This window comes from uncultured Schumannella sp., from assembly GCF_905479755.1.
Taxonomy (GTDB): domain Bacteria; phylum Actinomycetota; class Actinomycetes; order Actinomycetales; family Microbacteriaceae; genus DCRR01.
Window position 1 is genome coordinate 1 of record NZ_CAJQNT010000037.1, and the last position, 13,001, is coordinate 13,001.

The 13,001-nt window shown below is 67.5% G+C and carries 11 protein-coding genes; 6 read left to right on the forward strand and 5 right to left on the reverse strand.

Annotated features, from left to right (window positions below; translation table 11 throughout):
* From QZ258_RS10140 to QZ258_RS10150, 3 genes are all read right to left on the reverse strand, one after another.
* Nucleotides 1-342: biotin/lipoyl-containing protein (locus QZ258_RS10140; RefSeq protein WP_294181200.1), on the reverse strand; the 342-nt coding region annotated here is incomplete at its 3' end.
* A gap of 68 nt (nt 343-410) precedes the next feature.
* On the reverse strand, nt 411-1,784 hold the full coding sequence (gene lpdA / locus QZ258_RS10145; protein WP_294181201.1) for a dihydrolipoyl dehydrogenase: 1,374 nt from the start codon (nt 1,782-1,784) through the stop codon (nt 411-413).
* A 94-nt stretch (nt 1,785-1,878) separates the two neighbouring features.
* Nucleotides 1,879-3,384, reverse strand: a complete 1,506-nt coding sequence (locus tag QZ258_RS10150) for a leucyl aminopeptidase (protein WP_294181202.1) — start codon at nt 3,382-3,384, stop codon at nt 1,879-1,881.
* 102 nt (nt 3,385-3,486) lie between these two features.
* Between QZ258_RS10150 and QZ258_RS10155 the strand changes: the two genes are divergently transcribed.
* From QZ258_RS10155 to QZ258_RS10175, 5 genes are all read left to right on the forward strand, one after another.
* Nucleotides 3,487-4,401 (forward strand): proteasome assembly chaperone family protein, encoded by a 915-nt coding sequence (locus tag QZ258_RS10155; RefSeq protein WP_294181203.1) that lies wholly within the window; start codon nt 3,487-3,489, stop codon nt 4,399-4,401.
* Nucleotides 4,402-4,474: 73 nt separating this feature from the next.
* On the forward strand, nt 4,475-5,812 hold the full coding sequence (locus QZ258_RS10160) for a nitrate/nitrite transporter (RefSeq protein ID WP_294181205.1): 1,338 nt from the start codon (nt 4,475-4,477) through the stop codon (nt 5,810-5,812).
* A 149-nt stretch (nt 5,813-5,961) separates the two neighbouring features.
* Nucleotides 5,962-7,314 carry an RNA polymerase sigma factor gene (locus QZ258_RS10165; RefSeq protein WP_294181207.1) on the forward strand — a complete coding sequence of 451 codons (1,353 nt, stop codon included), beginning with the start codon at nt 5,962-5,964 and terminating at the stop codon, nt 7,312-7,314.
* Nucleotides 7,315-7,321: 7 nt separating this feature from the next.
* Nucleotides 7,322-8,704: a Mur ligase family protein gene (locus QZ258_RS10170; RefSeq protein ID WP_294181211.1), complete on the forward strand. Its 1,383-nt coding sequence runs from the start codon at nt 7,322-7,324 to the stop codon at nt 8,702-8,704.
* A complete protein-coding gene (locus tag QZ258_RS10175; RefSeq protein ID WP_294181214.1) occupies nt 8,701-9,468 on the forward strand; it encodes a hypothetical protein in 768 nt (255 codons plus the stop codon). The genes QZ258_RS10170 and QZ258_RS10175 overlap by 4 nt, the downstream gene beginning before the upstream one ends.
* Before the next feature lie 4 nt (nt 9,469-9,472).
* On the opposite strand, the gene QZ258_RS10180 is transcribed toward QZ258_RS10175, so the two are convergent.
* On the reverse strand, nt 9,473-10,498 hold the full coding sequence (locus tag QZ258_RS10180) for a sugar-transfer associated ATP-grasp domain-containing protein (RefSeq protein ID WP_294181216.1): 1,026 nt from the start codon (nt 10,496-10,498) through the stop codon (nt 9,473-9,475).
* The gene (locus tag QZ258_RS10185) at nt 10,499-10,732 is read right to left on the reverse strand and encodes a hypothetical protein (RefSeq protein WP_294181221.1); all 234 of its coding nucleotides are present in this window, start codon (nt 10,730-10,732) and stop codon (nt 10,499-10,501) included. It lies immediately after the preceding gene.
* A gap of 184 nt (nt 10,733-10,916) precedes the next feature.
* Here QZ258_RS10185 and QZ258_RS10190 point away from each other — a divergent pair, with 184 nt between their 5' ends.
* Entirely contained in the window at nt 10,917-12,998 is a 2,082-nt protein-coding gene (locus tag QZ258_RS10190; protein WP_294181224.1) for a type IIA DNA topoisomerase subunit B, read from the forward strand.
* The last annotated feature ends 3 nt before the right edge of the window (nt 12,999-13,001 follow it).

A 13,001-nucleotide genomic window follows, 5' to 3' on the forward strand; every position in this document is an offset into this window, starting at 1 on the left:
CGCGGCGGGCGCCTCGGGCTCGGCGGCGGCGGGCTCCGCAGCGGCAGGCTCGGCCGCGGCAGGCTCGGCGGCGGGTGCCTCGGGCGCGGCCTCGGCGGCGCCCGAACCGTCACCGATCGTGACGAGCGCGGTGCCCACCTCGACGGTCTCGTCCTCGGCGACCAGGATCTGCTCGATCACGCCGGCGACGGGGGACGGGATCTCGGTGTCGACCTTGTCGGTCGAGACCTCGAGCAGGGGCTCGTCGACCTCGACGCGGTCACCGACCTGCTTCAGCCAACGGGTCACGGTTCCTTCGGTGACGCTCTCGCCTAGCGCCGGAAGGGTGACGGATTCACTCACGGGAAAACTCCTTTTGGAAACCTGGTCGGTTCTAGCTTAGTTCGCGCATCGCGCAGTGGTCAGGGGGATCAGATGGCGTGAAGCGGCTTGCCAGCAATGGCGAGGAACGCCTCGCCGAGCGCCTCGTTCTGGGTGGGGTGCGCGTGCAGGAACGGGGCGATGTCCTCCGGATATGCCTCCCAGTTGACGGCCAGCTGAGCCTCGCCGATCAGTTCGCCGACGCGCGCGCCGATCATGTGCACCCCCACGACGGGGCCGTCGTTGAGGCGCACGACCTTGATCGACCCCGAGGTGCCGATGATGTGGCTCTTGCCGTTGCCGGCCAGGTTGTAGTCGTACGCGGTCACGGCCTCGGCGCCGTATTCCTCGATGGCCTTCGCCTGGCTCAGACCGATGGAGGCGACCTCCGGGTCCGAGTAAGTGACCTTGGGGATGTTCACGTCGGAGACGACGACGGGGTTCAAGCCCGCGATCTCCTCGGCGACGAAGATGCCGTGCTGGAAACCGCGGTGCGCGAGCTGGAGCCCGGGCACGATGTCGCCGACGGCCCAGACGCCGGGAACGTTGGTCTGGAGGCGCTCGTTCGTGAGGACGAATCCGCGATCCATCGCGACGCCGACCTCTTCGAAGCCGAGGTTCGCGGTCTGCGGTCCGCGGCCGACGGCCACGAGCAGAATGTCGGCCTCGATGGTCTCGCCGTTCTCAAGCGTGATGACCACACCGTTGTCGTCCTGCGTGACGCCGGAGAACCGGACGCCGAGCTTGAACTCGATGCCGCGCTTGCGGAATGCGCGCTCGAACTGCTTGGAGATCGCCTCGTCCTCGTTCGGGACGAGGTGGGGGAGAGCCTCGATGATGGTCACATCGGCGCCCCAGGACTTCCAGACGCTCGAGAACTCGACCCCGATGACGCCGCCGCCGAGGACGGCGACCTTCTTCGGGACGAAGTTCAGTTCGAGTGCCTGCTCCGACGTGAGAACGCGTCCGCCGATTTCGAGGCCGGGGAGCGAGCGCGAGTACGACCCGGTCGCCAGGATCACGTTCTTCCCGGTGATCGTCTGATCGCCGACCTGAACGCTGGTGGGGGAGACGAGACGCCCGGCGCCTTCGATCGTGGTGATGCCGCGAGCCTTGATGAGGCCCTGCAGGCCCTTCCACTTGCTGGCGACGACTTCTTCGCGGTAGCTGGTGACCGCGGCGACATCGATGCCGCTGAAAGTGCTGGTCACGCCGTACTTGGCCGACTCACGTGTGACGTCGGCGACCTCCGCCGAGTGCAGCAGCGCCTTGGTCGGGATGCAGCCCACGTGCAGGCAGGTGCCCCCCACCTTGCCCTTCTCGATGAGCGCAACGCTCATCCCCAACTGGCTCGCACGAAGAGCGGCCGCGTAGCCACCACTTCCTGCGCCTAGAACGACAAGGTCAAAGTTCTGCTCGGACACCCGGCGACTCCCTCGAGATGCAGTTGCGGCACCGCAATCAGGGTGGCGAGCGGCGCGATCTGACGACACGTGGTTGCGTGCCAAAACGACACTACTACGGTCGGGAAAAGTCTTCCGTCATCGCGATCAAGGTTCGGACGGTGACGCCGGTCGGCCCCTTCGCGATCACGCCGTACGGCGCGCCCGCGTTGCTCGCGGCGCCCGCGATGTCGAGATGCGCCCACGGAATCGGTGCGCCGTCGCGCGTGCCGACGAACGACTTCAGGAAGAGACCCGCGAGCAGCATGCCCCCCGCGGTGTTGCCCGGCTTGGCGTTCGCGATGTCGGCGACGTCAGTCTCGAGCAAGGTGGCGAGCTCGGCGGGGAGTGGCATCGGCCACAGCGTCTCCCCGGCGCGCGTGCCGGCGTCGACGAGGGCGCGCGACAGGTCGGTGTCGCCCATCACGGGGACGGTGCGCTCGCCCATGGCGACGCGCGCCGCGCCGGTCAGGGTGGCGATGTCGATGATGGCGTCCGGCTGCTCCTCACTCGCGGCGACGAGTCCGTCGGCGAGCACGAGGCGGCCTTCGGCATCCGTGTTGAGCACCTCGACGGTGCGTCCGCCGCGAATCCGCAGCACGTCGTTCGGGCGCGTCGCCGTCCCGGACGGCATGTTCTCGGCCAGGCACAGCCAGGCGGTGACGCGCACGGGAAGGCCGAGTCGAGCCACGGCGATCGTGGCGGCGAGGGCCGTCGCCGCGCCCGTCATGTCGTACTTCATGCCGACCATGGATCCCGGCGGCTTGAGCGAGAGCCCGCCCGAGTCGAAGGTGATCCCCTTGCCGACGAGCGACAGGTGCTTGGTGGCGCCGGCGGGGGAGTAGCGCACGATGGCCAGACGCGGCGGGCGGCTCGAGCCCTGTCCGACGCCGAGGATGCCCCCGAAGCCTCCCTCGGCGAGCGCGTGCTCGTCGAGTTCTTCGATCTCGAGCGGGAGCCCCTCGGCGAGTTCGCGCGCGCGCGTCACGAAGCTCGCCGGGTAGAGGTCGTTCGGCGGGGTGTTCACCAGGTCGCGCACGGTGTGAACCCCGCCCGCGACGGCGCGTGCCCGCGCCACGAGTGCGTCGGCCTCGGCGGGAAGCGCGTCGACGTGGACGGTGATCTCGGCGACGGGACGCTTCGAGTTGTCGAGAGCGGACGAACGGTAACCGGCGAAGCTGTAGCTGGCGAGGGCGGCACCCTCGAGCACCGCGCCGATCGCATCGTTCGTCGTGCCGGGGAGCGCGAACGCGACCGAGGTGGTGCCGGCCAACTGCCGGATCGCGGCACCTGCGGCGTTGCGCAGCGCATCCGGCGTCGGCGCCTCGGAGCCCTCGGGCAGCGTGCCGAGGCCGATCAGGGCGAGGGACGGGCCTCCGGCGCGCAGCGCGGGAACCCGGCGGAGCTCATCGCTTCCGCCCGTCACTCCGATCGACGTGAGGGAATCCGCGAGGCCGGAGAGCTCGTCCGCAGCCGACAACAAGCGCGGCCCATCCGGGCTCTTGGCAACACCCACCACGACCACATCGGCGGTCGAGTGAAGGACCGGTTCGGAACGGAGTTCGAGCGAAGGGATCGGCATTGGCTCAGCCTAATCGCGTCCGGTGCGCGTGTTCGCCGCGGTGTTCGCTCTCGGCTTGCGCTCACGCCGGTGCCCCCGCGCGGCCCCGAATAGAATCGACGCATGCGCGATCCTCAGGGGCTCTACGACATCTCTTCCGGGCTTGTCGACGTCCCGCGCGGCCTGCACCTCGTCGCCGGCCTCACCGGTTTCACGGATGCGGGATCCGCCGTCACGCAGTTCAGCGAGTTCATGCTGGAGAACCTCGAGGTGCGCGAAATCGTCAGCTTCGACAGTGACGCGCTCCTCGACTACCGCGCCCGCCGGCCGACGATGTACTTTGATCACGATCACCTGACCGAGTACCGGCCGGCGAAGCTCTCGCTCTACCTGGTGGAGGACGAGCTGCACCAGCCGTTCCTGCTGTTGACCGGCTACGAGCCGGACTTCCAGTGGGAGCGCTTCACGGCCGCGGTGCTGGAGCTGATCGAGCGCTACGACGTCAAGGCCACCACGTGGGTCCACGCGATCCCGATGCCGACGCCGCACACCCGCCCGCTCGGGGTGACCGTGAGTGGCAACCGTCGCGAGTTGATCGACGCCATGTCGGTGTGGCGACCGCAGACCGAACTGCCGGCGAACGCCCTGCACCTCGTCCAGTACCGGCTGGAGGAGATCGAACACCCGACCACCGGTTTCGTCCTGCTGGTGCCGCACTACCTCGCCGACACCGAGTTCCCGAACGCCGCCGTGATCGCGTTCGAGAGCATCAGCGCCGCGACGGGGCTGATCTTCCCGACCGATGAACTCCGAGAGCGTGGTCGCGAGTTCATCGTCAAGGTCGAAGAGCAGGTGGGGGGTAACCCGGAGCTCCAGCGGCTGATCAGCACGCTCGAGGAGCGCCACGACAGCTACATGGAAGAGAACCCGCTTCCGTCGCCCTTCGTCGATCGTCACGGTGAGGTGCCCTCGGCCGACACGATCGCGGCCGAGTTGGAGAAGTTCCTCGCCAACCGACGCGACGACGAACCGTCCTAGGGTGCCACCGCGGGCGCGATTGGCGCGCTAGCCTCACTGCCGTGGATCTGCCTACAGCCGCCGGGAGCCCGGCATGAACTCCTGGCGTTCGTGGGTGGTGTTCACCGGGGCGGTCACCGTCTATCTGATCGCGGTGACGCAGCGCACGACCTTCGGCATCGTCGGGGTCGAAGCGACCGAGCGCTTCGGCGTCAGCGCGGCCACACTCTCGATGGTCGCGGTGGTCCAGATCGCCACCTACGCGTCACTCCAGATCCCGGTGGGGGTGCTGGTGGACCGGCTCGGGCCGCGCATCCTCTTGATCGCGGGGGCCGGCGTGATGGGGCTCGGCCAGCTCCTCCTCGCGTTCGCCGACGACATCGGGCTCGCGATCGCGGCCCGCATGCTGGTGGGAGCGGGGGATGCGTTCACCTTCGTCTCGGTGATCCGCCTGCTTCCGAACTGGTTCAGTGGGCGGATCCTTCCGCAACTCGCACAGTGGGTGGGAATGATCGGCGGGACCGGTCAACTCGTGTCCGCGATCCCCTTCGCCTTCCTGCTGCACGCGGTCGGTTGGAACAGCGCTTTTGTGATCGCCGCCGGGGCATCGGTCTTCGCTGTCCTGCTCGGGGTGACGGTCATTCGCACCGGCACCCGACCGCCGTTCACGGAGGAGATCACCACCGCATCCACCTGGTCGCGACTGCGGACGAGCATCGCGCGTCCGGGAACGCAGCTCGGGTTCTGGTCGCACCTTCTCGGCGGGACGGCGCCCCAGACGATGGGCGTGCTGTGGGGCTATCCCTTCCTCACCGCGGGACTCGGCTACGACGTTCCGACCGCGGCGGGCGTGTTCTCGCTGCTGGTGGTCGGGGCCGTCCTGCCTGCTCCGCTGATCGGCTACGCCATCGCGAGCTATCCGTTCCGTCGCGGAGATCTGGTGCTCGGGATGGCGGCGCTGGTCTACGCGGCGTGGGCGGTGGTGCTCCTCTGGCCGGGCCAGCCTCCGCTCGCGGTCGTCTGCGTGGTGTTCTTCCTGATCGGCGCAGGCGGGCCGAGCTCGCTCATCGGGATGGACTACGCGCGCACCTTCAACCCCTCGCATTCGGTCGGCACCGCGAGCGGATTCGTCAACGTCGGCGGATTCCTCGGCGGCTTCGTGTCGATGTTCTTGATCGGTGTGGTTCTCGACGTCGTCGACTCGGTGCGAGTGTCGTCGGGACTCGCCTCCGACCTGTACGCCTTCGACGCCTTCCGGTTGGCCCTGCTCGCGCCGTTCGCGATCGCGCTGGTCGGGGTGATCGGTGTCATCGTGACGCGGCGGCGCGCCCGCACGGTGATGGCGCGCGACGAGGGAATAGAGATCACCCCGTTGTGGGTTGCACTCTTCAGGAGCCGGCGGAATCGGCCGGACCGACCGCCGCTAGCGTGAAACCGTGGTCGGTGTCAACGGTCAGCTGATGACTGTGAGATAATCGAATTTCTGGACCCGGTCTGGTTCCCGATCGGGCGGTGTGAGCACCGCCCAGGGGACTTGACATGGGTCCTTGTACTGCCCAGATCCACCCGGGAGGGGTCAGAATGGCAACCCGAACCACAGCGAAGGACGCCGCCGAATCCGGCGAAGCGAAGACCACGACGCGGGCGCGCGCCACGAAGGCCAGCGCCGCGAAGGCGGAGGCGGTTGACGCCAAGGCGCCCGCCAAGAAGCCCGCGGCGCGCAAGGCGAGCCCCGCAAAGGCGAGCAAGGCGAAGGCCAGCAAGGCCACCGAGAACGACGAGGATCTCGACGAAGCCGACGTCGACGACGAGAGCGTCGAGGTCGACGCCAAGGACGACAGCGACGACGACGCGGCGACGATCAAGTCGGCGAAGGCGGGCGACGGAGACGACTCCGACGACGACGATGACGATGAGAAGTCGACGTCGCTCGATGAGCCGCTGCCCTCGGGCGCGATTCGGCTCTCGTCTCGCGACGACGAGGATGAGATCCCGGTCTACTCCGCGGCGATCACCGGTGCCACGGCCGACCCGGTCAAGGACTACCTGAAGCAGATCGGCAAGGTCGCGCTGTTGAACGCGGCCGAAGAGGTCGAGTTGGCGATGCGCATCGAGGCGGGACTTTTCGCCGAAGAGAAGCTCGGATCGATGACCGAGGCCGAGAAGCGCTCGACCCTGGGCCGGGAACTCGGCTGGGTCGCCCGCGACGGTCAGCGGGCGAAGAGCCACCTGCTGGGCGCGAACCTGCGTCTCGTGGTGTCGCTCGCGAAGCGTTACACCGGTCGCGGGATGCAGTTCCTCGACCTCATCCAGGAGGGAAACCTGGGTCTTATTCGTGCGGTCGAGAAGTTTGACTACACCAAGGGCTTCAAGTTCTCGACCTATGCCACCTGGTGGATCCGTCAGGCGATCACGCGCGCCATGGCCGACCAGGCGCGCACCATCCGCATTCCCGTCCACATGGTTGAGGTCATCAACAAGCTCGCCCGAGTGCAGCGACAGATGCTGCAGGACCTGGGCCGCGAACCCACGCCCGAAGAGCTCAGTCGCGAACTCGACATGACGCCCGAGAAGGTCGTCGAGGTGCAGAAGTACGGTCGCGAACCGATCTCGCTGCACACGCCTCTCGGCGAGGACGGCGACAGCGAGTTCGGTGACCTGATCGAGGACACCGAGGCGGTCGTTCCGGCCGACGCGGTCGGCTTCACGATGCTGCAGAAGCAGCTCGAGTCGCTGCTCGACTCGCTTTCCGAGCGCGAGGCGGGCGTCATCCGCATGCGTTTCGGCCTCGGCGACGGCATGCCGAAGACCCTCGACCAGATCGGCGACACGTTCGGCGTCACGCGCGAGCGCATCCGACAGATCGAGTCGAAGACGATGGCGAAGCTCCGCCACCCGTCGCGGTCGCAGTCGCTGCGCGACTACCTCGAGTAGGCCGGCAGTGTTGCGCGTCCTGCTCGCGATCTGGGCAGGGAAGCTCGCGAGTGCGACGTTGCGCGCGCTGGGCCGCGCCGGGACGCACGTGCCGGGCATCATCGCGCGCCGGGTGCACCCGGGGATCATCGGCGCCGTCGCGCATCCGGCGCGCGTCATCGCGGTGACCGGAACCAACGGCAAGACGACCGCGTCGAACCTGCTCGCTGCGGCGTTGACCGCGCAGGGGCTTCGTGTCGCCAGCAATCGCAACGGGTCGAATCTGGCGGCCGGTGTTGCCGCGACGCTCATCTCTGCGGTCGACTGGCGGGGCCGGTCTCGTGCGGACGTCGGCGTCTTCGAAGTTGACGAGCGTTCGGCGAAGCTCGTCCTTCCCGGGCTCCGCCCCGACGTGCTCGTGGGGCTGAACCTGACGCGTGACTCGATCAAGCGCAACGCGCATCCGGCGTACATCGCCTGGATTCTGTCGTCGGCGGTGCCGACGACGACGACCCTCGTGCTGAACGCCGACGACCTGATCGTCGCCGGGCTCGGCTCCGACGAGAACCGGCGCGTCTTCTTCGCGGTCGACCAACTGCCCGGTGACGGCGATCGCCCCGAGGGAGCCGCGGTCGACGCGGCCATCTGCCCGGTGTGCGACCACCGGCTCACCTGGGACTACTGGCGTTACAACCACATCGGGGCCGCGCACTGCCCGGCCTGCGGGTTCCGGTCGCCCGAGGCGGCCTACCGCGCTCGCGACGTGGACGCGGCGGCCCGGCGCCTCACGCTCGAGCTCGACGGTGAGGCCCGCACTGCCGCGCTTGTGAACGAGAACATCGTGAACGTCTACAACCAGGTGGCGGTGGCCGCGGCGCTCGGCGTCCTCGGCTACGACCGCGACACGATCGCCGCCGCCTTCGATCGCCTCGCCCCACCGGAGACGCGCTTCATGGCCGATGTCGTGGGCGATGCCACGGTCGTCCGCATCCTGACCAAGGGACTGGTCGGCGTCGCGTGTTCCCGCGCCTTCGACTACGTTCGCTCCTTCGCGGGCCGGAAGTCGATCGTGCTGTCGATCGACGAGGTCAGCGAACGCACCACCGACGTGGAGAACACGGCGTGGACCTACGACGCCGACTACGAGTACCTCGCCGATGACAGCGTCACCCAGGTCGTCGTCGGCGGCATCCGACGTCATGATCAGGCGCTACGGCTCGCGATCGCCGGGGTCGATCCGGCGCGGATCGTCACCGTCGAATCCGAGACCGACACGGCCGACATCGTCGCGCTTGACGGCATCGACCAGGTGTTCAACTTGCACAGCGTGCACAATGCCGAAGTCACCGGAACGCCGGTGCAGTCCCGGTTGCGAGCCCGTCTCGCCGAACGAGAGGCCGCGGGACGATGACGCGTGCGCTCACCATCGAGGTGCTCTTTCCGGAGGTGGCGAACCTCCACGGCGACAACGCCAACATCGAGTTCTTGGCGCAAAGTCGCCCCGACGCTCGCGTGATCCGCACGTCGCTGACGGAGACGCCCGCGTTCGCCACCGGCGACGTCGACCTGGTCTACCTGGGGCCGCTCACCGAGCACGGGCAGCTCAAGGCGATCGAACGGCTGCGACCGCACCGTCAGCGTCTCGTCGAACTCATCGAAGCCGGCACGATGTTCCTGTTCACGCACAACGCGCTCGAGGTGCTGGGGACGCGGATTCGCAACGATGAGATGGGCTACGACGTGCCCGGTCTCGGAGTCTTCGAGCTGGAGTCGACCCTGTCGATGTTCGGCCGGTACAACGGCAAGGTCATGGGAACGCTCACCGAGGTCGGTGACGAGTTCCCGATCGTCGGCTACAAGTCGCAATTCTCCACCGTGACCGGGCCGGATTCGACTCCGGGCTTCCTGCTCGCCGAGCGCGGCATCGGCCGCAACCCGGCGACCGCCGTTGAGGGGGTGCGTCGCCACAACTTCCTCGGCACCTCCCTGCTCGGCCCGCTGCTCATCACGAACCCGCACCTCGCACGCTGGGTCCTGGCGACGCTCGATCCGCACACCGAGCCGGCACTCGCCCACGAGGCGCTCGCGATGGCCGCCTACGAGGCACGCCTGCGCGACTTCCGTGATCCGAAACGCTGGCACCCCGTCGAACGGGTGGCCCCGCCGCGTCGGTGAGGCGCTAGAAACCGATCGCCGCGCGGTAGCGGGGGAGGAGCCCGGTGCGGATCCCCGACACGCTCGGCTTCGACTGGTAAACGCCCGAATTGGGGTTGCCTTCGATCACGACCGGTCCGTCCGGAGCGATGGCCACATCCCAGCCGACGTACGGGACTTCGGGGATCTCGCGGGACAGGTTGTCGACGAAGGCGAGCACGCGGTCGAAATACGGCACGCGGAAGCCGACGATCGGCGTTCCCGACAGCGGATGCGTCGCGTAGGTCGCGCCGCTCTCGTCGAATGCGGGGGAGTTCGCGACGCCGTCGTCGTCGAGCATCGTGTACATGCCGCCGCCGGAGAAGTTGTCGATCGGACCGCCGTTGCCCATCTTCAGCACGCTCGCCAGCACGTGAGTGCGGTCGCCGTCGAAATAGGTGATCACGCGCAGCGAATTGACGCTCGACGGGTTGAGCGAGGCCATCTCGTCGTGCTGCGCGATGAAGTCCTCGACGAGGAACTGGCGACGCTCCAGCAGGCGCGCGCGGAACGACTCCCAGTCGGTGATCTCCGTCGCTTCGACCCGTTCGATGCCGTAGCCCGACAGGCTGTCCGGGACCTTCACCATGACGACGCCGTGGCGGGTCACGAAGTCGCGCACCGCATCCGCGTCAACCGACCGAACGTCCAGCCACTCGCGACCGAGCCACCGGTCGAAGCGAGGATTGAACTGCGCCTTATCGGCGAAGATCTTCCGCAACTCCGGGTCGTTGAGCTTCTTGGCGAGGTGGTTCGACTTCGGATGCGTGATGTACGTCCGGCGTTCGCGCCGGGTCAACAGCACGAAGTCCCAGTCGAGGTAGTCCTGAAAGCCCGTCTCGTAGCGCACCGACGACCACAGCATGTCGATGACCACGAGCGCCACGGGCTTGCGCGCCAGTTTCGCGGCCTCGCGCGCAATGCGCGTGACGTTCCCGAGATTGATGGCTCGGGCGCGCGTCAGAAGATACCGAACCCGCCGTCCAAGGCCGAGCCCGCGGGCTGCGGACACCTACCGCTCGTCGGTGGCGGGGACGGCGCTCAGTCGAGCGCTCTCGTCGTGCCACTCGAGCGCGGTCGCCGCCAGCTTCTCCTTGAACTTCGCACCGTGGTGGGCGCAGAAGAGCAACTCACCGGACGCCAGGGTGACGCGGACGTAGGCCTGCGCTCCACAGCTGTCGCACCGGTCGAACGCGGTCAGCTCGGGGGCATCCAGCTCGTCGACTTCGCTCGTGATCTGCGACATGGTCTGCTCCCTCTCCGTCATGAACCGTGGGGTGTGTGTTGCGTGCGATTCTGACGTATCCAGTCAAACACGTCACTCTCTGCGACGTGTGTCGCCGACGTTACATTTCGCTTTGGGCGTATCCAGCCCCATTCGCGGCGGGGCGCCCTCTCGGTGGTGTCGGGATCAATAGTCTTAACCCCGTATGAGTAGCGACTATTCCGCCCGGCATCTCTCCGTTCTCGAGGGTCTCGAGGCCGTGCGCAAACGGCCCGGCATGTACATCGGGTCCAACGACTCGCGCGGGCTGATGCACTGCCTATGGGAGATCATCGACAATTCGGTCGATGAGGCGCTCGGCGGCCACGGCTCGCGGATCGAGATCGAGCTGCACCCCGACGGCAGCGTCGAGGTGCGCGACCGCGCCCGCGGCATCCCCGTCGACATCGAGCCCAAGACGGGTCTCTCGGGCGTCGAAGTCGTGTTCACGAAGCTGCACGCCGGCGGCAAGTTCGGGTCCGGCTCGTATGCCGCCTCCGGCGGTCTGCACGGCGTCGGCGCCTCGGTCGTCAACGCACTGTCGGAGCGACTCGATGTCGAGGTGGATCGCGACGGCAAGACCTGGGCGATGTCCTTCCACCGTGGCGAGCCGGGCGTCTTCGACGACGCGGGCACCCCGAGGCCCGATGCGCCCTTCACGCCGTTCATCTCCGGAAGCGAACTGCGCGTCGTCGGCAAGGTCGCCAAGGGAGTCACCGGCACGCGCGTGCGCTACTGGGCCGATCAGCAGATCTTCGCGCGGGGCGCCGGATTCGTCATGGACGAACTCGTTGCTCGTGCTCGTCAAACCGCGTTCCTGGTGCCGGGCCTCGGCATCGAGATCGTGGATGCGCGGGAGGTCTCCGCGGAGCCCGTGCGCGAGAGCTTCCGGTTCGACGGCGGGATCGCGGAGTTCGTGGAATTCCTGGCGCCCGACGCCGCGCTCACCGACACCTGGCGCATTCAGGGTTCGGGTGGCTACACCGAGACGGTTCCGGTGCTGCAGGAGAACGGCCACATGGTGTCGACCGAGCTCTCCCGCGAATGCGAGGTCGACATCGCGCTGCGCTGGGGCAGCGGCTACGAGACGGTGTTCCGCAGCTTCGTCAACATCATCGCGACGCCGAAGGGCGGAACACACCAGGCCGGCTTCGAGCAGGGGCTGTTGAAGTTCCTGCGCGCCGAGGTCGAGAAGAACGCGCGTCGGCTCAAGGTCGGCAACGACAAACTCGAGAAGGACGATGTGCTCGCCGGGCTCACCGCGGTGTTGACCGTCCGGCTGCCCGAACCGCAGTTCGAGGGGCAGACCAAGGAGATCCTCGGCACGCCCGCGGTGCGCAACATCGTGTCGAACGCGGTGGCGAAGGCGATGACCGAGAAGTACGCCTCGACCGCCCGCGCCGACAAGGCGCAAGGGGCGCTCGTGCTCGACAAGGTCGTTGCCGAGATGAAGAGCCGCATCTCCGCGCGGGCGCACAAGGAAACGCAGCGTCGCAAGAACGCGCTGGAGAGCTCGAGCCTGCCGGCGAAGCTCGTCGACTGCCGTTCGACCGACGTCGCCGACACGGAATTGTTCATCGTCGAGGGCGACTCGGCGCTCGGCACGGCGAAACTCGGTCGCGACAGCGAGCACCAGGCGCTGTTGCCGATTCGCGGCAAGATCCTCAACGTTCAGAAGGCATCCGTGTCGGACATGTTGAGCAACACCGAGTGCGCCTCGATCATTCAGGTCATCGGGGCAGGATCCGGTCGCAGTTTCGAAATCGATCAGGCTCGCTACGGCAAGGTGATCATCATGGCCGACGCGGATGTGGACGGCGCGCACATCCGGACGCTCCTGCTCACGCTGTTCTTCCGCTACATGCGGCCGATGATCGAGGCAGGTCGCGTCTACTCGGCCGTTCCGCCGCTGCACCGCGTCGTCGTGATGAATCCCGGTTCGAAGCCGAACGATGTGATCTACACCTACTCCGAGGCCGAACTCCAGGGCGTTCTGAAGAGCCTGGAGAAGCGCGGTAAGAAGTATCAGGACCCGATTCAGCGCTACAAGGGCCTCGGTGAGATGGACGCCGACCAATTGGCTGAGACGACGATGAGCCGGGCGCATCGCACGCTGCGGCGGGTCCGCATCGATGACGCCGAGAACGCCGCGCGGGTCTTCGAACTGCTGATGGGCAATGAGGTCGCCCCGCGCAAGGAGTTCATCATTGCGGGTCAGGGCCTCGACCACGCCCGCGTCGACGTCTAGGCC

Coding starts and splice junctions, on each gene's coding strand:
- QZ258_RS10150 (WP_294181202.1), bottom strand. CDS start 3,384: ATGCCGATCCCTTCGCTCGAACTCCGTTCCGAACCGGTCCTTCACTCG.
- QZ258_RS10155 (WP_294181203.1), top strand. CDS start 3,487: ATGCGCGATCCTCAGGGGCTCTACGACATCTCTTCCGGGCTTGTCGAC.
- QZ258_RS10160 (WP_294181205.1), top strand. CDS start 4,475: ATGAACTCCTGGCGTTCGTGGGTGGTGTTCACCGGGGCGGTCACCGTC.
- QZ258_RS10165 (WP_294181207.1), top strand. CDS start 5,962: ATGGCAACCCGAACCACAGCGAAGGACGCCGCCGAATCCGGCGAAGCG.
- QZ258_RS10175 (WP_294181214.1), top strand. CDS start 8,701: ATGACGCGTGCGCTCACCATCGAGGTGCTCTTTCCGGAGGTGGCGAAC.
- QZ258_RS10185 (WP_294181221.1), bottom strand. CDS start 10,732: ATGTCGCAGATCACGAGCGAAGTCGACGAGCTGGATGCCCCCGAGCTG.
- QZ258_RS10190 (WP_294181224.1), top strand. CDS start 10,917: ATGAGTAGCGACTATTCCGCCCGGCATCTCTCCGTTCTCGAGGGTCTC.